The 24,852-nt window shown below is 65.8% G+C and carries 26 protein-coding genes; 16 read left to right on the top strand and 10 right to left on the bottom strand.

Features of this window, described 5'->3' with window-relative positions:
* Positions 1-5: 5 nt before the first annotated feature.
* Complete coding sequence (locus ACK4FJ_RS05380; RefSeq protein ID WP_409764800.1) at positions 6-449, top strand: DUF2794 domain-containing protein; 444 nt, start codon at positions 6-8, stop codon at positions 447-449.
* A 65-nt stretch (positions 450-514) separates the two neighbouring features.
* On the opposite strand, the gene ACK4FJ_RS05375 is transcribed toward ACK4FJ_RS05380, so the two are convergent.
* The 4 genes from ACK4FJ_RS05375 to ACK4FJ_RS05360 form a co-directional block, all read right to left on the bottom strand.
* The gene (locus ACK4FJ_RS05375) at positions 515-739 is read right to left on the bottom strand and encodes a hypothetical protein (protein ID WP_409764799.1); all 225 of its coding nucleotides are present in this window, start codon (positions 737-739) and stop codon (positions 515-517) included.
* A gap of 143 nt (positions 740-882) precedes the next feature.
* Complete coding sequence (locus tag ACK4FJ_RS05370; RefSeq protein WP_409764798.1) at positions 883-2,199, bottom strand: tetratricopeptide repeat protein; 1,317 nt, start codon at positions 2,197-2,199, stop codon at positions 883-885.
* Positions 2,199-3,692 carry a M81 family metallopeptidase gene (locus ACK4FJ_RS05365; protein ID WP_409764797.1) on the bottom strand — a complete coding sequence of 498 codons (1,494 nt, stop codon included), beginning with the start codon at positions 3,690-3,692 and terminating at the stop codon, positions 2,199-2,201. The genes ACK4FJ_RS05370 and ACK4FJ_RS05365 overlap by 1 nt, the downstream gene beginning before the upstream one ends.
* 196 nt (positions 3,693-3,888) lie before the next feature.
* On the bottom strand, positions 3,889-4,614 hold the full coding sequence (locus ACK4FJ_RS05360) for a Bax inhibitor-1/YccA family protein (protein WP_409764796.1): 726 nt from the start codon (positions 4,612-4,614) through the stop codon (positions 3,889-3,891).
* 265 nt (positions 4,615-4,879) lie between these two features.
* Here ACK4FJ_RS05360 and ACK4FJ_RS05355 point away from each other — a divergent pair, with 265 nt between their 5' ends.
* Positions 4,880-6,070 (top strand): Bcr/CflA family multidrug efflux MFS transporter, encoded by a 1,191-nt coding sequence (locus ACK4FJ_RS05355; protein WP_409764795.1) that lies wholly within the window; start codon positions 4,880-4,882, stop codon positions 6,068-6,070.
* A 17-nt stretch (positions 6,071-6,087) separates the two neighbouring features.
* Here ACK4FJ_RS05355 and ACK4FJ_RS05350 read toward each other — a convergent pair whose 3' ends face one another.
* Positions 6,088-7,077 (bottom strand): zinc-dependent alcohol dehydrogenase family protein, encoded by a 990-nt coding sequence (locus tag ACK4FJ_RS05350; protein WP_409764794.1) that lies wholly within the window; start codon positions 7,075-7,077, stop codon positions 6,088-6,090.
* Between the two features lie 119 nt (positions 7,078-7,196).
* Here ACK4FJ_RS05350 and ACK4FJ_RS05345 point away from each other — a divergent pair, with 119 nt between their 5' ends.
* On the top strand, positions 7,197-8,078 hold the full coding sequence (locus ACK4FJ_RS05345) for a LysR family transcriptional regulator (RefSeq protein ID WP_409764793.1): 882 nt from the start codon (positions 7,197-7,199) through the stop codon (positions 8,076-8,078).
* Between the two features lie 21 nt (positions 8,079-8,099).
* Here ACK4FJ_RS05345 and ACK4FJ_RS05340 read toward each other — a convergent pair whose 3' ends face one another.
* Positions 8,100-10,610 (bottom strand): ABC transporter permease, encoded by a 2,511-nt coding sequence (locus ACK4FJ_RS05340; RefSeq protein WP_409764792.1) that lies wholly within the window; start codon positions 10,608-10,610, stop codon positions 8,100-8,102.
* Positions 10,610-11,326, bottom strand: a complete 717-nt coding sequence (locus tag ACK4FJ_RS05335; RefSeq protein WP_409764791.1) for an ABC transporter ATP-binding protein — start codon at positions 11,324-11,326, stop codon at positions 10,610-10,612. Before ACK4FJ_RS05335 ends, ACK4FJ_RS05340 begins: the two co-directional genes overlap by 1 nt.
* A 27-nt stretch (positions 11,327-11,353) precedes the next feature.
* Between ACK4FJ_RS05335 and ACK4FJ_RS05330 the strand changes: the two genes are divergently transcribed.
* From ACK4FJ_RS05330 to ACK4FJ_RS05310, 5 genes are all read left to right on the top strand, one after another.
* Complete coding sequence (locus ACK4FJ_RS05330) at positions 11,354-12,040, top strand: arylesterase (RefSeq protein WP_409764790.1); 687 nt, start codon at positions 11,354-11,356, stop codon at positions 12,038-12,040.
* 102 nt (positions 12,041-12,142) lie between these two features.
* Complete coding sequence (locus ACK4FJ_RS05325) at positions 12,143-13,201, top strand: NADP(H)-dependent aldo-keto reductase (protein ID WP_409764789.1); 1,059 nt, start codon at positions 12,143-12,145, stop codon at positions 13,199-13,201.
* Between the two features lie 51 nt (positions 13,202-13,252).
* Positions 13,253-13,873: an RNA 2',3'-cyclic phosphodiesterase gene (gene thpR / locus ACK4FJ_RS05320; RefSeq protein WP_409764788.1), complete on the top strand. Its 621-nt coding sequence runs from the start codon at positions 13,253-13,255 to the stop codon at positions 13,871-13,873.
* Positions 13,874-13,881: 8 nt separating this feature from the next.
* Positions 13,882-14,601, top strand: coding sequence for a Sir2 family NAD+-dependent deacetylase (gene cobB / locus ACK4FJ_RS05315; protein ID WP_409764787.1), 720 nt, complete (start codon positions 13,882-13,884; stop codon positions 14,599-14,601).
* 203 nt (positions 14,602-14,804) lie between these two features.
* Positions 14,805-16,226 carry a sensor histidine kinase gene (locus ACK4FJ_RS05310; protein ID WP_409764786.1) on the top strand — a complete coding sequence of 474 codons (1,422 nt, stop codon included), beginning with the start codon at positions 14,805-14,807 and terminating at the stop codon, positions 16,224-16,226.
* On the opposite strand, the gene ACK4FJ_RS05305 is transcribed toward ACK4FJ_RS05310, so the two are convergent.
* Positions 16,223-16,648, bottom strand: a complete 426-nt coding sequence (locus ACK4FJ_RS05305; protein ID WP_409764785.1) for a metallopeptidase family protein — start codon at positions 16,646-16,648, stop codon at positions 16,223-16,225. The two genes, ACK4FJ_RS05310 and ACK4FJ_RS05305, sit on opposite strands and share 4 nt — an antisense overlap.
* Positions 16,649-16,762: 114 nt before the next feature.
* On the opposite strand from ACK4FJ_RS05305, the gene ACK4FJ_RS05300 reads away from it, so the two are divergent.
* From ACK4FJ_RS05300 to ACK4FJ_RS05270, 7 genes are all read left to right on the top strand, one after another.
* The gene (locus tag ACK4FJ_RS05300; protein ID WP_409764878.1) at positions 16,763-17,104 is read left to right on the top strand and encodes a 4a-hydroxytetrahydrobiopterin dehydratase; all 342 of its coding nucleotides are present in this window, start codon (positions 16,763-16,765) and stop codon (positions 17,102-17,104) included.
* A 6-nt stretch (positions 17,105-17,110) separates the two neighbouring features.
* The gene (locus tag ACK4FJ_RS05295) at positions 17,111-17,725 is read left to right on the top strand and encodes an SCO family protein (RefSeq protein WP_409764784.1); all 615 of its coding nucleotides are present in this window, start codon (positions 17,111-17,113) and stop codon (positions 17,723-17,725) included.
* Between the two features lie 188 nt (positions 17,726-17,913).
* On the top strand, positions 17,914-19,143 hold the full coding sequence (locus ACK4FJ_RS05290) for a polyhydroxyalkanoate depolymerase (RefSeq protein ID WP_374466824.1): 1,230 nt from the start codon (positions 17,914-17,916) through the stop codon (positions 19,141-19,143).
* A gap of 53 nt (positions 19,144-19,196) precedes the next feature.
* Complete coding sequence (locus ACK4FJ_RS05285; RefSeq protein ID WP_409764783.1) at positions 19,197-19,670, top strand: YcgN family cysteine cluster protein; 474 nt, start codon at positions 19,197-19,199, stop codon at positions 19,668-19,670.
* Between the two features lie 31 nt (positions 19,671-19,701).
* Positions 19,702-19,962, top strand: coding sequence for a hypothetical protein (locus tag ACK4FJ_RS05280; RefSeq protein WP_409764782.1), 261 nt, complete (start codon positions 19,702-19,704; stop codon positions 19,960-19,962).
* A 132-nt stretch (positions 19,963-20,094) separates the two neighbouring features.
* Complete coding sequence (locus tag ACK4FJ_RS05275; protein ID WP_409764781.1) at positions 20,095-20,592, top strand: KdsC family phosphatase; 498 nt, start codon at positions 20,095-20,097, stop codon at positions 20,590-20,592.
* A 23-nt stretch (positions 20,593-20,615) separates the two neighbouring features.
* A complete protein-coding gene (locus ACK4FJ_RS05270) occupies positions 20,616-21,524 on the top strand; it encodes an SDR family oxidoreductase (protein ID WP_409764780.1) in 909 nt (302 codons plus the stop codon).
* Here ACK4FJ_RS05270 and ACK4FJ_RS05265 read toward each other — a convergent pair whose 3' ends face one another.
* Complete coding sequence (locus ACK4FJ_RS05265; RefSeq protein ID WP_409764779.1) at positions 21,525-22,826, bottom strand: 3-deoxy-D-manno-octulosonic acid transferase; 1,302 nt, start codon at positions 22,824-22,826, stop codon at positions 21,525-21,527.
* 98 nt (positions 22,827-22,924) lie between these two features.
* Between ACK4FJ_RS05265 and ACK4FJ_RS05260 the strand changes: the two genes are divergently transcribed.
* Complete coding sequence (locus ACK4FJ_RS05260) at positions 22,925-23,713, top strand: crotonase/enoyl-CoA hydratase family protein (RefSeq protein WP_409764778.1); 789 nt, start codon at positions 22,925-22,927, stop codon at positions 23,711-23,713.
* Here the strand turns inward: ACK4FJ_RS05260 and mutY are convergent.
* Positions 23,670-24,773, bottom strand: a complete 1,104-nt coding sequence (mutY, locus tag ACK4FJ_RS05255) for an A/G-specific adenine glycosylase (protein ID WP_409764777.1) — start codon at positions 24,771-24,773, stop codon at positions 23,670-23,672. The two genes, ACK4FJ_RS05260 and mutY, sit on opposite strands and share 44 nt — an antisense overlap.
* Positions 24,774-24,852: the final 79 nt, after the last annotated feature.

The following is a 24,852-nucleotide window of genomic DNA, read 5'->3' as shown; positions in this document are numbered from 1 at the left end:
CCGGCATGAGCGAGGTGATTGCCTTGCAGCGTTTTCGGCGTCCGGAGGCGGGGGAGGTGTTCTCCGCCGGTTCGGTCGCGAATGTCCCTGCCGATACCGTCATGGTCGTGCGGTCCACCGACCCCCGACCGACCGATGCCCGCGCCGCCGAGAGCGCGGTTTTTTTTGACCGTCGCGAATTCAACCTGATCCTCAATCTCTATGCCCGCATGGTGGGGCAGGGCGAGTGGCGCGACTACGCCATTGGTCACGACCGCGAGAGCTGCAGCTTCGCGGTGTTCCGCCGTACGGCCGACGGCGCGCTCTATCGCATCGTCAAGACGCCGAAGCTGGCGCGCAAACAGGGCGCCTTCAGCATCGTGGCGCAAGGCGGCCGCATCGTGCGACGCGGCCGCGACCTTGCCGTGATGCTGCGCTTCTTCGAACCAAAACGCGAAGCCACGCTTTAAGCCGACAAAAGAAAAGCCCTCGCCTTGCGGTGAGGGCTTGATGCTTCTGGCGATGATCGATCCGATCAGGCGGCCTTTTTGGCTTTCTTGGTCTTGGCGACCTTCTTTTCGCCGGTCTTTTTCTTTTCGGCTTTCTTGGCAACTTTCTTCTTCTCAGCCTTCTTCTCAGCCTTCTTTGCAGGCTGAGAAGTCTGCGCCTCAGCGGCAGGGGCAAAGGCGGGGGCAATGGCGCCGGCCAGGAAGCCAGCCATCACAAACGCGGCAGCGATCGTCTTCACGCGGGTCAACATCGGGGTCCATCCCATATGCAGTGCTGCATGCAGGGCGGCCGAACGAATCGGGGGCCCGCTGCATCGCCTGCATTCTCACGCTCCGCGAGTCCGGCGGCAATGGCTGATATTTTTAAACGGCGCCGTGGCTGTTTACGGGAATTTCATATCCGCGCGAGCTGCGCCAGTTCGCGGCGATGCTTCGTCACACCCGGCCGCTCGGCGGCGCGCCGCTCGAAATAGGGCTTCACCGTTGCGGTTTCGCCGGCTTTTGCGCCGGCGCGCAGCCAGAGCTGCCAGAACAGGTCGCGCTGCGCATGGCTGCCGCCGATCTGCTGCAGGCCGTCCAGCGCGGGCTTCAGCTGTGCGAACGCCGTACGCCAGTCGCCCTTGCCATAGGCCGCCACGCCCTGGGCCAGCGGCAGGCCCACGTCGCGCCAGATCCGGCTCATCAGGCGGCTGTCGTCCTGGCGCGCCACGTGGTCGCGCAGGCTGGCCAGCAGCGCCGCGGCGGCGGCATCGCGGCCGGCGCGGGTCAGGCCCAGCAGGTAATGGGCATCGAGGAACGGCTCGACATGCTCGGGCCCGCGCTGCTCGATGTAATCGGCCACGTCCTGCCAGCGTTCGCCGACATCCAGGCCGGCGAATTCCAGCCGCGCCAGCAGGGCCACGGCATTCACCTGGTCCTGGCTATACTCCTTCCACACGCCCCAGACATGATCGTCGTAGAGTTTCAGCGCCGCTTCCGGCCGGTCGCTGTCGATGGCGAACAGCGCGGCATGCCACCAGTTGTGACTCAGCATGAAGGAATTGCGGTCGGCCCAGGTATCCGCGAGGGCGGCCATGAAATCGAAACCTTCCTTGCAGCGACCCTGGGTTTCCATCACATGGGCGATAGCGTGATGCGCCCATGGTTCGGCGCGCTTCATCTCGATGGCGCGGCGGCCGGCCGCCTCGGCCTCGTCCAGCCGGTTCATCTCCTCCAGCCCGAAGGCCAGCATGCCGTGCATTTCCGGCACCTGGTGATGCACCGGCAGGGCCGCTTCGGCCACGTCCAGCATGCCGGCCAGGTCGCCGACATGGAACATGTGGAACTGCGTCATCTTCACGGCCGCCAGATCCTGCGGCCAGCGGCGGATGATCTCGCGGCACAGCGCGATGGCGGTTTCGGCATCGCCATCGACCCAGGCTGCCACCTGGGCATGCCACAGTTTTTCGCGTTCGGTCGCGCGCGGCAGATGCGTCTCGGCCTGCCGCAGCCACGGACGGGCTTTCCCGATCGATTGCCCCGTCTGCAGGAACATCTCCAGCGCCGCCGCCTTGGCCTGCGCCATCACGCAGGCCGGATCGGTCTTTGCTGCCTCCCACACCGCCGCCGCCGTGGTGCCGTAGGTGATGAAGCTGGTATCAAAGGTATCCAGGCCGGCGACGACCGCCGGATCATCAGTGGCAACCTGAAGGGTCCAGCGGTCGGTGAGCATTATTTTGCGGCGTCCTGCCAGTCGTTGATCTTGTCCAGCGGATAGATCGGCCGGCGCACATTCTTGTAGGGGATGATGCGGTTGTCGGAGGTGGTGACGCCCTCGCCATCCAGCGTGAAGGTGGCCTTGGCCAGCGGCGCGAAGCCGGCGCGGTAATGGATGCGCGATTTCAGCAGCAGATAGCGCTTGTGTTCGGGTTCGATGCCGACCGAGCGGAAGACGCCGGTATCCCAGGGTTCGTGATGCCGCGAGACGACGACGATCTGCATCCGGCCATCCACCTCCAGCACCGCCGTCGGCCCCATCATCACCTTGTAGCCGTTATACATCGGCCCGCGCACGATCCATTCGCCGTCGGTGATGGTGCGCACGCGGCCGGTCAGCTTCAGCGGTTTGCCCCTCAGCTTCAGCGACGGCATCTCGCTCTTGCCGCCCAGTTCCAGCGTCACGGTGGCGCCCACGCCGGCGGCCTGCATGATCTGCACGGCCTCGGGGTCCCAGACGGCGCCCACGGCCACGTCTTCCAGCCCCTGTTTCAGCACTTCCTCGATCACCATCATCACGTCCTGCGTGCCGCCCGAGCCGCAATTGTCGGCATGATCGAGCAGGATCACCGGGCCATTGGTGACCTTCTTGGCCTTGGCCACCGTCTCGGCCAGGTCGCGATGCTGGTAGATATGCAGATCGCGCTTGTCCCATACCCTGGCGGCAATCGCATCGGCGGCGGCATCGGCCTGTTTCTGGTCGTTGCCGATGGTGATCACCGTGGTGCCGGCATCCCGGATGTCGGCCATGGCGAAACCGCCGAACACGCTGGCGGCCGGCAGGCCCTTCGCCTCTTCATTGATGCAGGCCTGGATCGCCGATTTCATTGGCTCGTCGTCGGTGCCCTGGCAGAGCGTCTGCGACAGCAGCGGCAGCTGGCGCAGGGCCATCGCCGGCTTCGGCCGCTTGCCGGCGATGAACTCCATCACCACGCGGCCGACCTGTTCGGCCACCACGTCCATGTCCACATGCGGATAGGTCTTGTAGCCGATCAGGCCGGTGCAGTTCTCGACCATCTTTTTCGTCAGGTTGCAATGCAGGTCGAGCGTCACGGCAATCGGCAGGTCGGGGGCGATCTGGCGGATGCGTTCCAGCAGGGTGCCTTCGCCATCCTCGGTGCCCTCGGCCACCATGGCGCCGTGAAGGTCGAGCAGGCAGCCGTCGCAGCCGGCCTTCACAGCCTCCAGGATCGGATCGGTCAGGCGCTTGTAGGCATCGGCGGTGACCAGGCCGCCCGGCATCGCCTCGGCGGCCATCGGCAGCACCACCTCGGCGCCGTATTCGCGGGCCAGCTTGAGATAGACGCCCAGCGGCATGTTGGTCTTGGCATAGGCGTCTATGGCGGCCTGCCCGGTATAGAGGCCCCAGGCCTCGAACCGCGCCCAGTCGGTGACGATGGGCGAGAAGGTGTTGGTCTCGTGCTTCACCATCGCGAGGACAAGCTTCATGGGGCGGGGCTTCCTTTTTCTGGGTAATTCGTAGGCAGACGAATGAAAGCTTAAAACCGCGCCACCGGCTTTGTCACGGCCTTTGTCGGGGAAAACTGGGGAAAGCCTCCGGCAGGGCAAAGATCCTGGCAAAGCAAAAGGCCCCGGCGGTTTCCCGCCGGGGCCTCTGGTCGTCTTCTCGGGTGTTAAGCCGGGATCATTCGTTCTTCTGGCCGAACAGCTGCAGCAGGGCCATGAAGATGTTGATGAAGTTCACATAGAGCGACACGGCACCGAAGATGGCCTGCTTGGTCATCACGTCGGCCGGGCTGCTCTCGTAGAACTCCGACTTGATCCGCTGGGTGTCGTAGGCGGTCAGGCCGGTGAAGACCAGCACGGTGATCGCCGAGACGGCCATCTGCAGCACGCTGGAGCCCAGGAAGATGTTCACCACGCTGGCGATGATCAGGCCGATCACGCCCATGAACAGGAACGTGCCCATGCCGGTCAGGTCGCGCTTGGTGGTGTAGCCCCAGATGCTCATCGCGCCGAACATCGCGGCGGTGATGAAGAAGATGCGCAGGATCGAGGTGCCAGTGTAGACCATGAAGATGGTCGACAGGGAGAGGCCCATCGTGGCGGTGAAGGCCCAGTACAGGCCCTGCACGGCGCCGGCCGACAGCTTGTTGGCGCCGAAGCTCATGACCAGCAGCAGGCCGAGCGGGGCGAGCATCACCACAAAAGCCAGGCCCGAGCCGAACAGGGTCTGCATCAGGGCCGGCGACTGCGAAACCAGCAGGGCGACGATGGCGCTGAGCGCCAGGCCGGAGCCCATGTAGTTGTAAACCCGCAGCATATAGGCGCGCAGCGCCTCGTCGATCGCCGGACGGTCGATCGTGGTGGCGCCGTAGCCATAGCGCGGCTGGTTGAACGGCGTCGACATGTGTAAGCCTCCTAAGGGTTATGGTTGTGAGCGTTAATATTGTCGGCGCAAGGCAGGAATTCAAGGACAAACGGATCGATTGACTCACGATTAAGTCATTCATCCGTCACGATTTCGGGTATCGCCATACCGCAGGACCGAAAGGCCGGGCGAATGGCCCGGTTTGTGATCCCGCGCACTCGTCAGGGCGCAGATTATCCCGTAGAACCGCAGGGCCTCTTCCCGGGCGGAAAACCGCCTTAAAGCATCCATTCAGAGTTGCCAGATGACGATTTCTCAGTCCCAGGGCCATTCCCTGTGGCGCCTCACCCTCATTCTCGGCGCGCTCAGTGCCTTCACGCCGCTGGCGGTCGACATGTATCTGCCCGGCCTGCCGGCGCTGGAACGTGCGCTGGCCACCGATGCCGGCAAGGTGCAGCAGACCCTGTCGCTGTTCTTCCTGGGCCTGGCCATCGGGCAGCTTTTCTACGGTCCGCTCAGTGATCGTTTCGGCCGCCGCCTGCCGCTGCTGGCCGGCAACCTGCTCTATGTCGCGGCCTCGGTGGCCTGCGCCCTGGCGCCGGATATCGACAGCCTGATCGCGGCGCGCTTCGTGCAGGCCTTCGGCTCCTGCGCCGGCCTGGTGATCTCGCGTGCCATGGTGCGCGACCTGTTCGAGCCGCGCGAGGGCGCGCGGGTGATGTCGCTGCTGATGCTGGTGATGGGCGTGGCGCCGATCCTGGCGCCGCTCATGGGCGGTTATGTGCTGGTCTGGTTCGGCTGGCCGGCGATCTTCTGGTTCCTGGCCGCCTTCGGCCTGCTGACCATGATTGCCGCGCGGCTCTGGCTGCCCGAAACCCATGTCGCTGCGCCGGAACGCCGGCTCACGCTGGGCACCGCCCTGCGCGATTATGGCGCATTGCTCACACAACGCCGCTTCATGGGCTACACGCTCAGTTCCAGCCTGGCCATCGCGGGCATGTTCGCCTATATCGCCGGCTCGCCCTTCGTCTTCATCGACCTTTACCATTTGCCGGCCGACGCCTATGGCTGGATCTTCGGCATCAATGCCGTGGGCATCATCGGCTTCTCGCAGGTCAACCGCGCTCTGCTGCGCCGCTTCACGCTGGACGAGGTGCTGGTCGCCGGCATTGCGGCCACCGCGCTGGCCGGCCTGGTGCTGCTGGCGATGACGGTGTTTTCCCTGGGCGGGCTGTTCGGCCTTTGGCTGCCGCTGTTTGCCTATATCGCCAGCCTGGGCGCCGTGCTGCCCAATGCCGCCGCCAGCGCCATGGCCGGCGAAGCGCATCGCGCCGGCACGGCCGCCGCCCTGATGGGCACGCTGCAATTCCTGTCCGGCGCGGTCACCAGCGCGCTGGTCGGCCTGCTGCATGACGGCACGGCGCTACCGATGGCGATCGTGGTGGCCGTCTGCGGCCTGGCAGGATTTGCGGCACGCTGGCTGCTGGTGCGTTAGACGGACGGCGCTCCCACTCAGAGCGTCACGACGATCTTGCCGAACTGTTCGTTCGACTCCAGGAACCGGTGCGCCTCGACGATTTGCTCGAACGGAAACACCCTGGCGATGATCGGTTTCAGCGCACCGGATTCGAGTCCGGCAAGAATGAACGCCTTGGCGGCCTCCAGCCGTACCGGATCGGCGGTGATCTCGTGGATCAGGTAGCCGCGCAGGGTCAGGCTCTTGCTTAGTACGGCGAATAGCGGAAAAGGCGTCGGTTCCGGGCTCAAGGCGCCGTATTCGATGAGGATGCCGCCCCGTGACATCGCTGCGGTCAGGGGGATGAAAGCCGGGCCGCCAACAGGATCGAACACCACGCGCACACCTTCCGGGCCGGCGATATCCGTCAGCCGGGCTTCCAGTCCCTCTTCCGCCGAAGCGATGACATGGGCGGCGCCTGCATCAAGCAGAGCCTGCCGTTTTTCGCCCGTCCGCGTGACTGCGACCGGAATGGCGCCGACCATGTTGGCGATCTGGATTGCGGCCAGCCCGACGCTGCTGGAGGCGGCGGTAATCACCACGACATCGCCCCGGTGCAGGCCGGCAATGTCGATCAGCGCGCCATAGGCAGTCACATACTGCATCCATATGGCTGCGGCTGCTTCCCAGCCCAGGCCGGGCGGATGTTTGACGGTCAACCTGGCCGGGAAGGCCGCCAATTCGCCATAGGCCGGCCAGCGGGTCATCGATGGTGGCGGCACCACGCTGACGGCATCGCCCGGAGCGAAACCTGTAACCCCGTCGCCAATCGCATCAACTTCTCCCGCCGCCTCGCAGCCAAGGCCGGAGGGCAGAGGCGGCGTCACGACATAATTGCCGGAGCGGATCATCGCCTCGGCCCGATTCAGGCCGAGAGCCTTTACCCGGATGCGGATTTCCCCCGGCCCGGGGGCGGGAATCTCGGCATTCTCGATCCGCAGAACCTCGGGGCCGCCCAGTTCATGAAAGCGAATGACGCGTGTCATTGATCACAACTCCTAATTAAATGGACGCAATGAGGCTACTTAATTGTCCCATCGCGGATAAATAACGATTCTGGCAGAGCACTCGGAACCAGAGGTTTTTAATGGATCGTCTGACCAGTATGGCCGTGTTCGTTAAGGCCGTTGATGCAGGCTCGTTCGCCGCTGCTGCGGCGGCTCTCGATCTGTCCGGGCCGATGGTCGGCAAACATGTCCGGTTTCTGGAAGACCGCCTTGGCATGCGCCTGCTCAACCGCACCACGCGGCGGCAGAGCCTGACCGAATTCGGGCAATCCTATTACGAGCGATGCAAACTGGTGCTGGCTGAAGCCGACGCAGCGGAGGCGCTCGCGGCCGACCAGCTGTCCCGGCCGAGCGGAAAGCTGCGCGTCACGGCGCCTGTGCTGTTCGGCCGCCATTGCGTTGCGCCGGTGTTGCTGGACCTGGCGCGTCAGCATCCGGCTCTGGAACTGCACATGTCATTTGGCGACCGTATCGCCGACCTTGCCGAAGACGGCTTTGATCTCGCCATCCGCACCGGCAGTCTGGTTGACAGGGCGGGGGTCATGACGCGGCGTGTTGCGCGCCAGCGCATGATTGTCTGCGCCGCGCCATCCTATATCGAGAGCCATGGCGAGCCTCGCCGGATAGAGGATATCGGCGAGCATCAGGCGATTATCTACAGCCGCTCGGGGCGAGTGGCGCCATGGCTGTTTCCGCGCGGCAGTCAGCCACCGGCGGAAATCATGCCGGCCAGTCGGCTGCGCCTCGATGACCTTGCCGCCATTGCCGACGCCGCGGCCGAGGGGATGGGGCTGGCGTGGCTGCCATCCTGGCTGGTGCGCGAGCGGCTTCGCACTGGCGCGCTTGTCGCGCTGCTGCCGGCAGAGGAACGGTTTCCTTACGATTGCCATGCCCTGTGGCTGCAGTCCCCGCATCTGCCGTTGCGGGTGCGGCTTGCCATCGATGCGCTGGCAGCGGCCTTGCCCCGGTTCATGGACTGACGGCAATGCGGTTGCCGTAGCTCACACCGTCCGCAGCAGCGGCGCCGGCTTTGCCGCCAGCGCCTGCCAGGCGCCGGCCAGGCCCAGCAGCAAGGTGGCGGCCACGCCGCCCAGCACGGTGGCGGCGGCGACGCCCGGCGCGAAATAGAAGCTGGCATTCATCATCTGCGTCACCATCGCCCAGGCGGCCAGCCAGCCCAGTCCAAAAGCCAGCGCCGCGCCGACCAGGCCGACGCTGCCGTATTCGATCAGATGCGCAACGATGATGTCGCGCCGGGTGGCGCCCAGCGCCTTCAGGATCGCGCTTTCCTTCAGACGGCGGCGATGTTCGGTCGCCAGCGCGCCGGCCAGCACGATCAGGCCGGCGATCAGCGTCACGCCGGCGGCGCCGCGGATCGCGCCGCCCAGCTTGGCCACCATGTCGTTCAGTTCGGTCAGCACATCCTTCATCCGCACCACCGAGATGTTGGGATATTGCTGCGTCACGGCACGGAACAAAGCGGTCTCGGCTTCCGGCGTCGCTTTCACGGTGGCCAGCATGGTATGCGGCGCGCGTTCCAGCAGGCCGGGCGAGAAGACCAGCACGAAGTTGATGCCGAACGACGTCCAGTCCAGCCGGCGGATATTGGCCACCTGCGCCTCGATGTCGCGGCCCAGGATGTTCACCGTCAGTTTGTCGCCGATGCCCACATTCAGGCCGTTGGCGGCGCGCTCCTCGATGGAGATCAGCGGCGGGCCGTCATAGTCCTGCGGCCACCATTCGCCGGCAATCAGCGTGGAGCCTTCGGGCAATGCGCGCGCATAGGTCAGGCCGCGATCGCCCTGCAGCACCCAGCGCTGGTCGGGCGAGGCCTCGATCTGCTCGCTGGGCACGCCCTTGATGCTGGAAATGCGGCCGCGCAGGTTGGGCACGGTATCCAGGTCGCGGGTGCCGGGCACGGCGGCGACGGTGGCGCGGAACTGCTCAAGCTGCGCTGGCTGGATGTCGACGAAAAAGAAGGCCGGCGCCTCGTCGGGCAGGCGTTCCTCCACCTGGGCATGCAGGTTGCTTTCCACCAGGGCAATCGCGGTCAGCAGCGTGAGCGACACGCCAAGCGACAGCAGCAGGGCGGAGGTTGCAGCACCCGGCCGGTGCAGGCTGGCCATGGCCAGTTTCAGCCGCACGCCGCGCGGCGGCCGGGCATGGCGGGTCAGCATGGCGATGCCATGGGCGATCAGGCGGAACAACAGGAAGGCGACCACGGCGCTGATCACGAAGGCCAGTGCGAAACGGCGTTCCTCGGCGCCGAATACCGCCAGCGCAGCCAGCAGCGCGAACAGGGCCAGCGTGGCGATCACATAGACCGGCCGCGGCAGGCGGCGGTTCGGCGACACCAGGTCGCGATAAAGTGCTGCGGGGCGGATATCGGCGGCGCGTGCCAGCGGCCAGATGGTGAAGGCCAGCGCGACCAGCAGGCCGTAACTCGCGGCCATGGCCAGCGGCTGCCAGTACAGGCCGGGCACCAGCGGCAGCGGCAGAATTGTGGCCAGCGCGCCGGCGGCCAGATTGGGAACCGCACTGCCGATCACCAGCCCGAGCAGGATGCCGAAGCCGGCCAGCAGCAATGTCTGCCACAGATAGACGCGGAAAATCAGCCCGGTGGTGGCGCCGAGGGATTTCAGCGTGGCGATGGTGGGTGTCTTGCCGACCAGATGGGCATGCACGGCATTGGCCACGCCGACGCCGCCGATCAGCAGCGCGGTGAGGCCGACCAGCACGAGGAACAGGGCGGCGCGGTCGAGGAAACGGCGCACGCCAGGGCTGCCTTCTTTCCAGTCGCGGATGCGCCAGCCGGCATCGGCCTGCGAAGCCTTGGCCGTCGCTTCGACGCCGGCAGCCTCCAATCCGGGATTGAGGCGGATGCGGTAATGCCAGTGCGCCAGCGTGCCGGGCTGCACCAGTTTCGTCGCGGCCAGGTCCGTCTCGGCGATCATCACACGCGGGCCCAGTGTCAGGCCGTCGGTGGCGCGGTCGGGTTCGCGTGCGATCACGGCGCGGATGACGAATTCGGCCTCGCCCACGCCGATGCGATCACCGATGGCGGCATCCAGGCGGATCAGGGCCTGCGGATCGACGACGGCGCCGGGCATACCGTCCTGCCGGGCGAAGGCGGCGGCAAGATCGCTGCCGTTATCCAGGGTCACGCTGCCATAAAGCGGATAGGCATTGTCCACGGCTTTCAGTTCCACCAGCGCGCGCTGGTCGCTGCGCAGGGCATGGGCCATGGCGCGCATCTGCACGCTTTCGGAAACCTCGCCCTGGCGCCGCAGGAAGTCATATTCTTCCGGCGTGGCACCGCGATGGGTGAGGCGGAATTCGATGTCGCCGCCCAGCAGGCTGCGGCCGTCGCGTTCCAGGCCAGCCACGATGGAACTGGACAGCGTGCCGATGCCGGCGATGACGGCGACGCCCAATGCCAGGCAGGCGACGAACAGGCGGAAGCCGCGCAGGCCGCCGCGCAATTCGCGCAGGGAAAATCGAAGCGACAGCATCAGACGGCCACCACGCGACGCTGCGGCTCTATGGTCTTGATGCGGCCGTCCTCGATGCGCACCACATGGTCGCACCGCGCGGCCAGCGTTTCGTCGTGAGTGATCAGGATCAGGGTCGAGGCCAGGCGCGCGGCCTCGCCGAACATCAGGTCGATGATCGCGTGGCCGGTGGTGCCGTCCAGGTTGCCGGTCGGCTCGTCGGCCAGCAGCAGTGCGGGTTTCGGCGCCACGGCGCGGGCCAGGGCCACGCGCTGCTGCTCGCCGCCGGAAAGCTGCATCGGGTAATGGTCTTCGCGATGCGACAGGCCCACCTGCTGCAGCGCGGCGCGCGCACGTTCGGTCGCGTCACTGGCGCCGGCCAGTTCCAGCGGCACGGCCACGTTCTCCAGCGCCGTCATGGTCGGGATCAGGTGAAAGCTCTGGAACACGATGCCGACGCGATTGCGGCGCCACAGCGCCAGCTTGTCCTCGCTCATGTCGTTCAGGTCGGCGCCGGCCACATGCACGCGGCCGCCGCTGACGCGCTCCAGCCCGGCCAGCACCGCCAGCAGGGTCGATTTGCCCGAACCCGACGGGCCCACGATGCCGATCCGCTCGCCGGCCTGCACGGTCAGGTCGATGCCGCGCAGGATATTGACCGGCCCGGCCGTGCTGGCGAGAGTGAGCCGGACATCCTGCAATTCGACAACCGGCGGATTTGCCTTAACTATGGCCATGGATGCTGTCGCCTTTTCGGGAAAATCATGCGGAACAAGCTATTGAACGGACAATATGGGGCTTTCCTGCGTCTGAGCAACGCCACGCTGGCGCTGGCGGTGATGCTGGTCACGGCCCTATCATTCGTGGCCCTGTCATTCGCGCAGCCGGCCCATGCCGCGCAGCCGATCCGCCTGCTGGCCTTCGGCGACAGCCTGACGGCGGGTTACAGCCTGCCGCCGGATGCGTCCTTCCCGGCCCAGCTGGAAAAGGCGCTGCGGGTAAAGGGACTGGATGTCACGGTGATCAATGCCGGCGTGTCGGGCGACACTACGGCCGCGGCCCTGTCGCGTCTGGACTGGGCATTGGCCGACCGGCCCACCCACGCCATCGTGGAGCTGGGCGCCAACGACATGCTGCGCGGCTTGCCGCCCGAACAGGCGCTGGCCAACCTGGATGCTATCCTGGCCAAGCTGAAGCAGGCCGGCATTCCGGTGCTGCTGGCCGGCATGCAGGCCGCCCCTAATCTGGGGGCTGATTACGGCCGCCGGTTCAACAGCATCTATCCCGACCTGTCGGCGAAATACGGCCTGCCGCTCTATCCCTTTTTCCTCGATGGGGTGGCAGCCGACGCCAAGCTCAATCTGGGCGACGGCATGCATCCCAACCGCGAGGGGGTGGGGGTGATCGTCCAGCGCATGCTACCCCAGATTTTGCGTTTCCTGGGCGCCTGACCCCAATTCGTTGTTGTAAAAGCCGAGTCGGGCCGACAATATGGATTCGCCGCCGAAACAGGCGGCCGCGTGTGTTCGCCGGGTCGAGTCGGGAGTTTTGTCATGGAGTTCCGTCGTTTAGGCCGTACCGACCTGCAGGTTAGCCTGATCTGCCTCGGCACCATGACCTGGGGCGAGCAGAACACCGAAGCCGACGCCCATGCCCAGCTCGATTACGCCCTGGAGCGTGGCATCAATTTCATCGACACCGCCGAGATGTATCCGGTGCCGCCCCGGGGCGAGACCCAGGGCAGCACGGAACGCTACATCGGCACCTGGCTGAAGGCGCGCGGCAACCGCGACAAGGTGATCATCGCCACCAAGGTGGCCGGACGCGGTGGCGGGCCGCGCGGCGATTTCATCTGGCTGCGCGACGACAAGCAGCCGCCGAATCTGGGCCGCAAGCAGATTTTCGAGGCGGTCGACAAAAGCCTGAAGCGCCTGCAGACCGATTATATCGACCTTTATCAGACCCATTGGACCGACCGGCTGACCAGCAATTTCGGCCGGGCGGAATATCCCTGGAACGACGAGGCCTCGGTCGCGATTGCCGAAACGCTGGATGCGATGGGCGATCTGATCCGGGCCGGCAAGATTCGCCATTTCGGCGTCTCGAACGAGACCGCCTGGGGCGTGATGCGCCATCTGGCCGATGCCGCCGCCAGCCCGTCGCGACCGCGCATCGTCTCGATCCAGAATCCCTACAATCTGCTGAACCGCTGGTACGATGCCTCGCTGTCGGAAGTGACCAAGCAGGAAGATGTCGGTCTGCTGGCCTATTCGCCGCTGGCCATGGGCGTGCTGGCGGGCAAATACCTGGGCGGGGCAAAGCCGGCCGGCGCGCGGCTGACGCTGTTCACCCGCTTCACCCGCTATTCCAATCCGCAGGTCGAGCGCGCCACCGAGCGCTACGTGGCACTGGCGCAGCAGCACGGCCTCGATCCGGCGCAGATGGCGCTGGCCTTCGTCAACAGCCGGCCCTTCGTGACCAGCAATATCATTGGCGCCACCTCGCTGGCCCAGCTCAAGGCCGATATCGACAGCATCGACGTGAAACTGACGCAGGAGGTACTGGACGGCATCGAGGCGATCCATCGCGATCAACCGAACCCGAGCGCCTGAACAGGGTACTCGTTCCGGGCCATAGTGCCCCTATAGCGGAGGGCCAAAGCCATGATCCGCCTGTTCGTTGCCTTGAGTTTCCCTGACGAGGTGCGTCGTTCGCTGGCCACCCTGTGCGCCGGCGTGCCGGGGGCGCGCTGGGCCAATCCGGAACAGTTCCATCTCACCCTGCGCTTCATCGGCGAGATCGATGGCCGCACGGCCCGCGCCGTCAGTGAGGAACTCTCCAGCATCACCATGCCGAATTTCGATGTCAGCCTGTTCGGCGTCGGCACCTTCGGCGACAAGCGCAAGGCCAACACGCTGTGGGCTGGCGTGCGCCCCAATCCGGCGCTCAATCGCCTGCAGGAAAAGGTCGACAATGCCATGCTGCGGGTCGGCCTGCCGCCGGACCGGCGCAAGTTCACGCCGCATGTGACGCTGGCGCGACTGAACAACGCGCCCTTCGACCGGCTTGGGGCCTATCTCAGCCACCACGCGCTCTACAGCGCGCCGCCTTTCCTGTGCGACCGCTTCACGCTCTATTCCAGCTTCCTGTCCTCCTCGGGCGCGATCTATACGCCCGAACATGTCTATCGCCTCGACGGCAGCGTGGTCGGCGACGAGGGCGACTGGATGGCCGACGAGGCCGAGGAGTGGGAACGAAGCGAGGCGGCCGCCTACGGCTACTGACCGCGACGATGGTTCCTGAGCGTCCTTTCCGTTCCGTCGTGATCCTGACCGGCGCCGGCATCTCGGCGGAATCCGGCCTTGGCACCTTCCGCGACAAGGACGGGCTGTGGACAAAGTACGACCTCAGCGAGGTGGCCACGCCGGAAGGTTTCGCGCGCAACCCGGTGCTGGTGCATGATTTCTACAATGCCCGCCGCCGCAACCTGCTGGAGGCACAGCCCAATGCCGCCCATGCGGCACTGGCCGAACTGGAACGGTTGTGGGACGGCGATTTCCTGCTGGTGACGCAGAATGTCGACAACCTGCATGAACGCGCCGGTTCCCGCCGCCTGCGGCATATGCATGGCGAGCTGCTGAAAATCCGCTGCGAGGATTGCGGTTATGTGACCGAATGGGAACACGACCTCGACCTGGCGACGGCTTGCCCCGCCTGCGGCCGTTCGGGCGCGTTAAGGCCGCATGTCGTATGGTTCGGCGAGATGCCGCTGCATATGGAGGAAATCCACGGCGCGTTGCAGGCCTGCGATCTGTTCGTGTCGATCGGCACCTCGGGCCAGGTCTATCCCGCAGCCGGTTTTGTCGCGGACGTCCGCCGCGCCGGCCGGGCGCATACGGTCGAACTCAATCTCGATCCCTCCGACGGCCATTCGCTGTTCGCCGAACGCGTATACGGCCCGGCCACCGAAATCGTGCCCGGCTTCGTGCAGCGGCTCTTCGCCAGCACCTGACCGCTTGCCGCACCTTGATGCCATTTCGCGACTGCAATACCGCAGGATGGTGTCGTCGAGTCGACGTGATTCGCAGTAGAACTGGTTCACGCTGCCGTTACAATTCCGAGTCGCCGCCGGGTTCGCTTAATCTCCGGCGGCGGTTTTCCCACAATTCTGTTGCGGGAATCGGGCGGCCTGCCTAGCTTGGGCACCACGATTCCATGACAGCCGCTTCCAACCCTCTCGCCCGCTTTCCGCTTCGCTGGTACGACGCCACCTTCGCCGATCCGGCGCTGGAGCAGGAATTCCAGGCAGACGAGGCGCGCAGCACTTTGCGCTACACGCGCGGCGCGATCCTGCTGGCGATTGTGCTGTTCCAGCTCTTTTCGCTGCCGGATTACCTGTTCCTGCCAACGCAGGTCTTCCTGAACCTGCTGGCCCTGCGGCTGGGGGTCAACGCCTTGCAGGGCCTTTTGATCCTGGCGACCTTTCATCCGCGATGGCAGGGCCGCCGCCTGCTGATCATGCAGGCGGCGGCCCTGCTGGTCGGGCTGGGTTCGCTTACCGCGCTGGCCATCATGCCGGTGCCGCAACGCGAGATCATGGTCGAGGCCATGGTGCTGATCGTCGTGGGCATTTATGTAGTGCTGCGGTTGACGGTCCTGCGCGCGACCTTTGTGATCGTGCTGCTGCTCGCTGTTTTCGATGCAATCTTCCTGCTGCAGGGCATCGGCAGTTCCGCGCAGTTCGTGGTGGCGCAGGTCATCATGGTCTGTGCCGTCGCCATCGGCCTGTTCAGCAGCTATGCCATCGAACGCCAGCGCCGTGTCGCCTATATCGGCCGGCGCGAGGCCGAACATCAGGCCCGTGCGCTGGAGCAGACCGCCAAACGCGCCGCCGAGGCGCAGTTACGGGCCGAACAGGCGGCCCGGGTGAAAACCGACTTCGTCGCCCATATCAGCCATGAACTGCGCACACCGCTGAATGCCGTGATCGGTTTCGGCGAACTGCTCGAACGCCAGATCTTCGGCCCGCTCGGCAATCCGAAATACATCGAATACGCCCATGATATCCGCGAAAGCGGCCAGCATCTGCTCGCCCTGATCAACGACGTGCTCGACCTGTCGAAGATCGAGGCCGGCCGCATGGAGCTGAGTTGGGAAACCCTGGTGCCGCAGGAAGTGGTGCGGGCCAGCCTGGTGCTGGTCTCGGCCCAGGCCAATGCACGCGGCACCCCGATCCGCATCGAGGTGAGCGACGACCTGCCGCTGATGCATGGCGATGCGCGCGCGATCAAGCAGATCCTGGTCAACCTGCTGTCGAATGCCCTGAAGTTCACGCCGTCGGGGGGCGATGTGCGCATCGTCGCCGAAGTCGAGGATGATGGCGTGCTGTTCACGGTCAGCGACGATGGCCCCGGCATGACGCCGGCCGAGATCGAGATCGCACTCACGCCGTTCGGCCAGGTCAGCGGCATGGTGGCCGACAGCGAACGCGGTACCGGCCTGGGCCTGGCGCTGGCCAACCGGCTGGCCGAACTGCACGGCCATCCGCTGGAAATCCGCAGCGCGCCGGGGCGTGGCACGCGCGTGTCGTTCCGCGTTCCGCGCAGCGAAAGCGCCCAGGCCAGATTGCCAATTTAAAGCTGATCGGGCGCCGCCTCGATGCGGTCCATGTCGTCGTCCGACAGGCCCAGATGGTGCCCGATCTCGTGGATCAGCACGTGACGCACCACCCGGCGCAGGCTCTCGCCGCTTTCGCACCAGTAATCCAGCAGCGGCCGGCGATAGAGGTAGATCATCGCCGGCAGCGTGCCGGTCTCGCCGCGCTGCTCGGCCAGGAAACTGCCGCCGCGATACAGGCCCAGCAGGTCGAACGGGCTTTCGCAGCCCATCTCGGCCAGCGTCTCGTCATCGGCGAATTCCGCCACCTGCACCGGCACGCCGTCGATATAGGGTCCCAGCGCCGGCTGCAGCCGGCGCAACTCGGCTTCGCCCAGGGCGGCGATCTCGTCCAGGCTGGGCGGCAGGCTGTCGGAGGGCGTCGTTGTGCTGCGGCTTGTCATGTGGGGCTTGTCATGTGGGGCTGGTCATGCGGCGGATCGTCCCAAGCAGGTTTCGCGGGTTGAAGCGGCGGGTATCGCGCGCTAGCTTCCCCGCCAAGTTATGGCCGCAACATGATGCGGCGCGAGGAGGATGGCATGGCAATTGCGAAACTGGAAGGTGCCGCGCGCATGGCCGCATTGCAGGCCCTGCCGGGCTGGCAGGCCACGGCCGGCCGCGATGCCATCGCCAAGACCTTCGTCTTCGCCGATTTCAATACCGCCTTCGGCTTCATGAGCCGCGTGGCCCTGCAGGCTGAAAAGGCCGATCACCATCCCGAATGGTTCAATGTCTATAACCGCGTCGAGATCGTGCTGACCACCCACGATGCCGGCGGGTTGAGCGAACGCGATGTCGCGCTGGCCGGCTTCATCGAAGCTGCCGCCGCGTCGCTCGGCGGCAAGGCGAAAACGGAGTAACGCATCATGAGCGCAGCGAAACGTGGCCTGCAACGCGGCCTGCTGATCGTCGCCGTGCTGGCGGCCCTGGGCATCGCCGGTCTGGCGGCGGTGCAGTGGCTGATGCCCCATGGCGGCGAGCAGCCCGGCACCGGCCAGGTTTCCATCGGCGGACCGTTCACGCTGACCGACCAGGATGGCCGCACGGTCAGCGACCGGGATTTCGCCGGAAAGATGATGCTGGTCTATTTCGGCTTCACCCATTGCCCGGATATCTGCCCCACCGGCCTGCAGACCATCGCGATTGCCATGGACGGCCTGGGCGCGGACGCGGCCAAGGTGCAGCCGATCCTGATCAGCGTGGACCCGGAACGCGACACGCCGCCGGTGATGAAGGAATACGTGCAGGCCTTTCACGAGCGCATGATCGGCCTGACCGGCACGCCGGAGCAGATCGCCAAGGTGGCCCGCGAATACAGGGTCTATTACCAGAAGGTGCCGCTGAAGGATTCCAGCCTGGGCTATTCGGTGGACCATTCCGGCTTCATCTACCTGATGGACGGCGAGGGGCGGTATCTGACGCATTTCCGTCATGACGTGTCGCCCGAGGACATGGCCAAACGCATCCGCGCCAGATTCTGATATCTTTATCAGTATCTTACGGGAATGCACGCATATGTTGCAGTGCAAAATAAATCGTGCGGACACTGAGGAAACCCACTAGACTGCCCTATATTCACTGGGCTGGAGCGATTCGCTAACGCCTTTGCTCCAGACTTCCAGAGCCCGGCAGCCTGCCGGGGCGTTATATGGCGGAAGGGTGGGACCTGATGCTCTACCAGCTTTATGAATGGCAGCATGCCGCGCTCCAGCCGGTGCGCGCGATGGCCGAGGCGCAGACGCAGGCGCTGAAGCTGCCCTATCTGCCGCTGAACTACAGCCCCGCCGCCCGTACGCTGGCCGCCGGCCTGGAGGTCTTTACCAACATCACCCGGCGCTATCCCAAGCCGGCCTTCGGCCTCGCCACCACGAAGGTCGACGGCGTCGAACGCAAGGTCACCGAACGCACCGTCGTCTCGATGCCCTTCTGCAACATCCTGCATTTCGAGCGCGAGGGCTGCGCCGAGCGCAAGGACCCCAAGCTGCTGATCGTGGCGCCGCTGTCGGGCCATTACGCCACGCTGCTGCGCGGCACCGTCGAGGCGATGCTGCCCAACCACGAAGTCTACATCACCGACTGGATCGATGCCCGCGACGTGCCGCTGCGCGAGGGCGCCTTCGAGCTGGATGACTATATCGACTACGTGCGCGAATTCTTCATGGTGCTGGGGCCGAACTGCCACGTGATGGGTGTGTGCCAGCCCTCCGTGCCGGTGCTGGCCGCCGTGGCGCTGATGTCGGAGGCGAAAGACCCCAACACGCCGCGTTCCATGACGCTGATGGGCGGGCCGATCGATACCCGCATCAGCCCCACCGTGCCCAACAACCTGGCCAAGGAACGCTCCATCGAGTGGTTCGAGCACAGCGTGATCAACCGCGTGCCGCTGCCCCATGCCGGGTTCATGCGGCCGGTCTATCCCGGCTTCATCCAGCTCACCGGTTTCATGACCATGAACCTGGACCGCCATGTCGGCGCCCATGTCCGCCTGTTCCACCATCTGGTGAAGGGCGATGGCGACAGCGCCCGCGCGCACAAGGATTTCTACGACGAATACCTGGCCGTCATGGACCTGCCGGCGGAATACTACCTGCAGACCGTGCGCCGCGTGTTCCAGGAGCACGAACTGCCGCGCGGCATCATGCAATGCCGTGGCGACAAGGTGGACACCGCCGCGATCACCAAGACCGCCTTGCTCACCGTGGAAGGCGAGAAGGACGATATCTCTGGTATCGGCCAGACAGCCGCCGCCCACGATATCTGCCCCAACATCCCCAATCGCATGCGCCAGCATCACCTGCAGGCCGGCGTGGGGCATTACGGCGTGTTCAACGGCCGGCGCTGGCGCGAGGAGATCGCGCCCAAGGTCACGGCCTTCATCCGCCAGCACCATAAGGCCTAAATCGGCGTTTCCGGCGGCTGGCGCTTTCGCTGCCGCCGCCGTATTTTCCCGCCATGCCCCGCAAGCTTCCCTTCTGGCGCCGCAAGCGCCTGGACCAGATGACTCCGTCCGAATGGGAGTCGCTGTGCGACGGCTGCGGCAAATGCTGCCTCTATCGTCTGGAAGACGAGGATACCGGCGCGCTGGAACAGACCAACGTGGCCTGCAAGCTGCTCAACTGCGCCACCGGCCAGTGCAGCAACTATCCCAAACGCAAGAAGCTGGTGCCCGACTGCATCCAGCTCACGCCCGGCAAGGTGCAGAAGATGAACTGGCTGCCGGCCACCTGCGCCTATCGCCTGGTCGCCGCCGGCAAGGATCTCTACTGGTGGCATCACCTGAAAAGCGGCAGCCGCGACACCGTGCACCAGGCCGGCATCTCGGTGGCGGGGCGCTGCATCTCCGAGAAAGAGGCCGGCGAGTTGGACGAGCATGTTGTCTACTGGCTCGACGATCCGGGTCCGCCGAAACCAAAAAGACGGACATAATCCTGCCGCATTGGCGGGGCAGGATCGAACCATGACCCGCGTCGCATTCTGCATATTGCTGCTATCCATTGCCCTGCCGGCTGCCGCGCAGCAGCCCAGCGAATGGGACCGCACCAACGCGGAAATCCGCCGCATGGAGCAGGAGCGCGAAATGCGCCAGCTCGATTTCCAGCGCCGGCAGGACGAGGAAAGCCGCCGCCAGGATGCCGAGCGTCGCCGCGCCAACGAGGAAGAGCGCCAGCGCGCCCGCGACATGGAGCAGCGCCGGCAGGACGACCAGCGCCGCCGCTGAGCCACCCGCCATCAGATCGGCCAATTGACGCGGCGTCACGACTGGCGCGCGTCTTTGCGCCCCGGTAATCTGCCGCTCCCTCATTCGGGGATGGTCTGCGGGGATGGCCCGCCGGGCCGGGGAGATTGCCGTATGCTCGATGCCGATCTGATTGCCAGGTTCAAGGCGGTGAAGCTGCTGTCGCTCGATCTCGACGGCACGCTCACCGATGGTGGCCTGTATTACGCCGAGGACGGCTCGGAGCTGCGCAAGTATTTCGTGCAGGACGGTTTCGGCATGCTGCTGGTGCGCGAGGCTGGCATCGAACTCTGCCTGATCACCATGAGCGACACGCCCTCGATCCAGAAGCGCATCGACCGGCTGAAGATCCGCCACGGCCATATGGGGGTGCGGCACAAGCTGCCCCGGCTGCAGCAGATCTGCGCCGAACTCGGCATCGGCCTGGATGCCGTCTGCCATGTCGCCGACGATCTGAACGACCTGGACGTGATGCAGGCCGTCGGTCTGCCCATCGCCGTGGCCAATGCCCGGCCGCAGGTGAAGGACGTCGCGGCCTATGTCACCGAGGCCGCCGGCGGGCATGGCGCGGTGCGCGAGGTCTGCGACCTGCTGCTCGAATACCGGACCTGATCAAGCAAAACGGAGGAATTGTCATGGCCATCGATTTCAAAGGCCGCGTTGCCATTGTCACCGGCGCGGGTGCCGGCCTGGGCCGCAGCCACGCGCTGCTGCTGGCCGAGCGCGGCGCGAAGGTCGTCGTCAACGACCTGGGCGGCGCGGTGGACGGCACCGGCGGCTCGTCGAAGGCGGCCGACACGGTGGTGGCCGAGATCAAGGCCAAAGGCGGCGAAGCGGTGGCCAATTACGACAGCGTCTCCGATCCGGCGGCTGCCGCCAATATCGTGAAGACGGCTACCGATGCCTGGGGCCGCGTCGATATCCTGGTCAACAATGCCGGCATCCTGCGCGACAAGACCTTCGCCAAGATGGAGATCGCCGATTTCGACACCGTGGTCGACGTGCATTTCCTCGGCTCGGCCTATGTCACCAAGGCGGCCTGGCCGGTGATGCAGCAGCAGCAATATGGCCGCATCGTCATGACGTCGTCGAATTCCGGCCTCTACGGCAATTTCGGCCAGTCCAACTATGCCGGTGCCAAGATGGCCGTCGTCGGCCTGATGAACTCGCTGAAGCAGGAAGGCGCCAAATACGGCATCCTGGTCAACACCATCGCACCGGTGGCCGCCACCCGCATGACCGAGGCTTTGCTGCCGCCGCAGTTGCTGCCGCATCTCAAGCCGGAATACGTGTCTCAGGCCGTGGCCTATCTGTGCTCCGAAGCCTGCACCGCCACCGGCGACATCATCTCGGCCGGCGCGGGCTTCTATGCCAAGATGCAGATCATGGAATCCCGGGGCATGTTCTTCGGTGTGGATGCCAAGGTGACGGTGGAGGATTTCGCCGCCAATTACGGCAAGATCACCGACATGTCGAAGCCGCAGCATTTCGGCTCGTCGATGGAAGAAGTCGGCCACATCGCCAAGCCCTTCGTGGCGAAGTAATCAGGGGGCAGGTAATCGCGCCGGCAGGAAGCGCAGGGCCGCATCCCGCAAGGTGTCGAGGATGCGGTTCTGCCCGCCCGCATAGCCCCGCGCGGCCGTTGCGATCTTGGCGGTTTTCGCCGGATCCTTCAGCAGGATGCTCAGGGCCGCCGTCAGTTCGGCGCCATCCCGCACCTGCATCGCACCGCCGGCTTCGAGCAGGCCGGCCACGGCCTCGCTGAAATTGAACATCGCCGGACCGAACAGCACTGCGCAGTCCAGCCGCGCCGGTTCCAGCGGATTCTGTCCGCCATGGGGGATCAGCGATCCGCCCATCATCACGACCGGGCACAGGCGATACCACAGCCCGAGTTCGCCTAAAGTGTCGGCGATGTAGATGTCGGTTGCTTCCGTCACCGCTTCGCTGCGCGAGCGCAGGGCGATGCTGCAATCGGCAGCATTCAGCGCGGCCGCGATTTCCGGCCCACGCTGGGGATGGCGCGGCGCAATGATGGTGAGCAGGCCGGGAAAACGCGACTTCAGCGCGCGATGCACATCCGCGATCTGCGTCTCCTCGCTCGGATGCGTGCTGGCCGCCAGCCAGCGCGGCCGATTGCCCAGCGTCATCTGCCACTGCATCACCGTTTCTGCATTTGCGGGCAGGGGCGGCGCGGCTTCCTTCAGGTTGCCGGCCTCGATCACATCCGCCGCACCCAGGCGGCGCAGGCGTTCGGCATCCTGCGCGGTCTGGGCATAGACGGTGCGGAAACTGCGCAGCAGCCAGCGCGCGGTCTGCGGCGCGAGGCTCCAGCGCCGGCAGGAACGTTCCGACATCCGCGCGTTGACCAGCAGCGCCGGAATGTCGCGCCGCTGGATCTCGGCCAGGATGCCGGGCCAGAAATCCGACTCGCTCCACAGCACCAGATCGGGCCGCCAGTGATCGAGGAAACGGTCGACGGCATGGGGAATGTCGACCGGCACGAATTGATGGATCACGCCGCGCAGCAGGCCCTGCATGACGCGCTGCTGCACCAGTGTCGCCGATGTTACCGTGCCGGTGGTGAGCAGCAGCGTGATCTCGGGCCGTGCCGCATGCAGATGCTGCAGCAATGGCAGCAAAGCCTGAGCCTCGCCCACGCTGGCGCCATGGCACCAGATCAGCGGCCCCTGCGGTCGCGCCATGGCAGCGAAGCCGAACCGCTCGGGCAGCCGTGCGGCGTCTTCCTTGCCGGCATCGGCACGGCGGCGCAGCCACAGATGCACGCCCGGCGCAAGCAGATGCCCGGTGCCGCGCCACAGGAGTCGCCGCCAATCCATGCTCATGTCGCGACATTGCCGCAACGCAAAGCCGGACGGAAGGGCTTGCCGGATGCCGCCGTGGCTGTCAGCCTGATTGCAGTCAGTAAAGGGGAGGAACCAGGATGAGCAGTGCCGAGACTGGAAGTGTCCGCGTCGAGAAGCAGGGTGCCGTCACCACCGTGATCCTGGATCGCCCGCAGGCCCGCAACGCCGTCGACCGGCCCACCGCCGATGCCCTGCGCCAGGCCTTCAAGGATTTCGATGACGACGACAATGCCCGGGTTGCCGTGCTGTGGGGTGCCAATGGCACCTTCTGTGCCGGCGCCGACCTGAAGGCGGTGGCCGATGGCGCCAACCGCAACGATGTCTCGCCGGAAGGCGAAGGCCCGATGGGGCCGACACGGCTGCTGCTCTCCAAGCCGGTGATCGCCGCCATCTCGGGCTATGCCGTGGCCGGCGGGCTGGAGCTGGCCCTGTGGTGCGACCTGCGCGTGGCCGAGGAGGATGCGGTGTTCGGCGTGTTCTGCCGGCGCTGGGGCGTGCCGCTGATCGATGGCGGCACCGTGCGCCTGCCGCGCCTGATCGGCCATAGCCGCGCGCTCGACATGATCCTCACCGGCCGGCCGGTGCCGGCCGACGAGGCGCTGCAGATGGGCCTGGCCAATCGTGTGGTGGCCAAGGGCCAGGCGCGTGAAGCGGCCGAAGCGCTGGCCGCCGAGATCGCGCGTTTCCCGCAGGCCTGCATGAAGGCCGACCGCGCCTCCAGCTATCGCCAGTGGGATCTATCGCTCGATGCCGCCCTGCACGATGAAGCGGAAAGCGGCCTGCCGATCATCGAGCAGGAAGCGATCGCCGGTGCGGCGCGCTTCAAGAGCGGGCTCGGCCGCGGCGGGGATTTTTCCTCGATCTGACCTCGTCGCCGCCCGGCAGCAGACCAAGCATCTTTTTCATCACCGTGGGCAGGGCCGCCTCGCGCGGCTGCTGCCATTGTCCGTCGATCTTTGCGGCCGCATGCGCATCGACGCGGCCATGCAGGGCCGCGATCTTCAGCGCGAAATGGGTGAAGACATGCTCGGCGTCACCCACTGCTTCCTGCCACTCGATGGCCAGCGGTGCATGGGCCAGCGCCTCGCCATCGCGCCACGGCGTATCGCGCCACGGTGCGCTGGGCACTTCCAGCATGCCGCCCAGCAGACCCTGCGGCGGGCGCCGGCGCAGCAGCACGGCGCCGTCGTCGCGCAGCAGCAGGAAGGCGATGGTATGCCGCACCGGTCGCGCGGTCTTCGCGGCCCGGCGCGGCAGGTCTGCTGCGATGCCGCGCTCATGGGCGGTGCAGAGCTTGCGCAGCGGGCAGAGCAGGCAGTCGGGGGTCTTCGGCGTGCAGATGGTGGCGCCCAGATCCATCATCCCTTGCGCAAAATCGCCGGGCCGTTTTTGCGGTGTCACGCGCTCGGCCAGTTTGCGCAGCTCGGGCTTGGCCTTCGGCAGCGGCGTCTCGACGGCGAAGACGCGGGCCAGCACACGTTCGATATTGCCATCCATCACGGCGGCTGGTTTATCAAAGGCAATGGCGGCGATGGCGGCGGCCGTATAGGCGCCGATGCCGGGCAGTTCCAGCAGACCTTCGACGCTGTCGGGGAAGACGCCGCCGAGTTTCTCGCTCACGGCTTTGGCGCATTTATGCAGGTTGCGGGCGCGGGCGTAATAACCCAGCCCCGCCCAGGCCTCCATCACATCCTCCACCGGCGCGGCGGCCAGATCGTGCACATTGGGCCAGCGGGCGAGGAATTTGCCGAAATAGGGGATCACCGCCGGCACGGTGGTCTGCTGCAGCATGATCTCGCTGAGCCAGACGCGATACGGTTCCATCGGCGCGGCACCCGGCGGGCTGCGCCAGGGCAGGCTGCGATGATGCCGGTCGTACCATTTCAGCAATGGTGCGGCTATATCGATACGGCGTGAGGCGGACATGGCGGCGACCTTAGGTAGGGCCGGACGTAACGGCAAGCATTTCTCCGCTTGCCATGGGGCAGGCGCGGCGGCATGGTGC

Source organism: Ferrovibrio sp., from assembly GCF_046297595.1.
GTDB lineage: Bacteria > Pseudomonadota > Alphaproteobacteria > Ferrovibrionales > Ferrovibrionaceae > Ferrovibrio.
Note: the sequence above shows the minus strand (reverse complement) of the source record. Positions and strands in the feature narration are given on the sequence as shown.

Excerpts from the sequence above, each read along its gene's own strand:
- ACK4FJ_RS05370 (WP_409764798.1), bottom strand. The coding sequence starts at position 2,199 with ATGCTCACCGACCGCTGGACCCTTCAGGTTGCCACTGATGATCCGGCG.
- ACK4FJ_RS05285 (WP_409764783.1), top strand. The coding sequence starts at position 19,197 with ATGCCCCGCAAGCTTCCCTTCTGGCGCCGCAAGCGCCTGGACCAGATG.
- thpR (WP_409764788.1), top strand. The coding sequence starts at position 13,253 with ATGATCCGCCTGTTCGTTGCCTTGAGTTTCCCTGACGAGGTGCGTCGT.
- mutY (WP_409764777.1), bottom strand. The coding sequence starts at position 24,773 with ATGTCCGCCTCACGCCGTATCGATATAGCCGCACCATTGCTGAAATGG.
- ACK4FJ_RS05335 (WP_409764791.1), bottom strand. The coding sequence starts at position 11,326 with ATGGCCATAGTTAAGGCAAATCCGCCGGTTGTCGAATTGCAGGATGTC.
- ACK4FJ_RS05300 (WP_409764878.1), top strand. The coding sequence starts at position 16,763 with ATGCGGCGCGAGGAGGATGGCATGGCAATTGCGAAACTGGAAGGTGCC.
- ACK4FJ_RS05290 (WP_374466824.1), top strand. The coding sequence starts at position 17,914 with ATGCTCTACCAGCTTTATGAATGGCAGCATGCCGCGCTCCAGCCGGTG.
- cobB (WP_409764787.1), top strand. The coding sequence starts at position 13,882 with ATGGTTCCTGAGCGTCCTTTCCGTTCCGTCGTGATCCTGACCGGCGCC.
- ACK4FJ_RS05260 (WP_409764778.1), top strand. The coding sequence starts at position 22,925 with ATGAGCAGTGCCGAGACTGGAAGTGTCCGCGTCGAGAAGCAGGGTGCC.
- ACK4FJ_RS05350 (WP_409764794.1), bottom strand. The coding sequence starts at position 7,077 with ATGACACGCGTCATTCGCTTTCATGAACTGGGCGGCCCCGAGGTTCTG.
- ACK4FJ_RS05270 (WP_409764780.1), top strand. The coding sequence starts at position 20,616 with ATGGCCATCGATTTCAAAGGCCGCGTTGCCATTGTCACCGGCGCGGGT.
- ACK4FJ_RS05310 (WP_409764786.1), top strand. The coding sequence starts at position 14,805 with ATGACAGCCGCTTCCAACCCTCTCGCCCGCTTTCCGCTTCGCTGGTAC.
- ACK4FJ_RS05325 (WP_409764789.1), top strand. The coding sequence starts at position 12,143 with ATGGAGTTCCGTCGTTTAGGCCGTACCGACCTGCAGGTTAGCCTGATC.
- ACK4FJ_RS05355 (WP_409764795.1), top strand. The coding sequence starts at position 4,880 with ATGACGATTTCTCAGTCCCAGGGCCATTCCCTGTGGCGCCTCACCCTC.
- ACK4FJ_RS05340 (WP_409764792.1), bottom strand. The coding sequence starts at position 10,610 with ATGCTGTCGCTTCGATTTTCCCTGCGCGAATTGCGCGGCGGCCTGCGC.
- ACK4FJ_RS05265 (WP_409764779.1), bottom strand. The coding sequence starts at position 22,826 with ATGAGCATGGATTGGCGGCGACTCCTGTGGCGCGGCACCGGGCATCTG.
- ACK4FJ_RS05365 (WP_409764797.1), bottom strand. The coding sequence starts at position 3,692 with ATGAAGCTTGTCCTCGCGATGGTGAAGCACGAGACCAACACCTTCTCG.
- ACK4FJ_RS05305 (WP_409764785.1), bottom strand. The coding sequence starts at position 16,648 with ATGACAAGCCGCAGCACAACGACGCCCTCCGACAGCCTGCCGCCCAGC.
- ACK4FJ_RS05295 (WP_409764784.1), top strand. The coding sequence starts at position 17,111 with ATGAGCGCAGCGAAACGTGGCCTGCAACGCGGCCTGCTGATCGTCGCC.
- ACK4FJ_RS05380 (WP_409764800.1), top strand. The coding sequence starts at position 6 with ATGAGCGAGGTGATTGCCTTGCAGCGTTTTCGGCGTCCGGAGGCGGGG.
- ACK4FJ_RS05275 (WP_409764781.1), top strand. The coding sequence starts at position 20,095 with ATGCTCGATGCCGATCTGATTGCCAGGTTCAAGGCGGTGAAGCTGCTG.
- ACK4FJ_RS05330 (WP_409764790.1), top strand. The coding sequence starts at position 11,354 with ATGCGGAACAAGCTATTGAACGGACAATATGGGGCTTTCCTGCGTCTG.
- ACK4FJ_RS05375 (WP_409764799.1), bottom strand. The coding sequence starts at position 739 with ATGTTGACCCGCGTGAAGACGATCGCTGCCGCGTTTGTGATGGCTGGC.
- ACK4FJ_RS05360 (WP_409764796.1), bottom strand. The coding sequence starts at position 4,614 with ATGTCGACGCCGTTCAACCAGCCGCGCTATGGCTACGGCGCCACCACG.
- ACK4FJ_RS05280 (WP_409764782.1), top strand. The coding sequence starts at position 19,702 with ATGACCCGCGTCGCATTCTGCATATTGCTGCTATCCATTGCCCTGCCG.
- ACK4FJ_RS05345 (WP_409764793.1), top strand. The coding sequence starts at position 7,197 with ATGGCCGTGTTCGTTAAGGCCGTTGATGCAGGCTCGTTCGCCGCTGCT.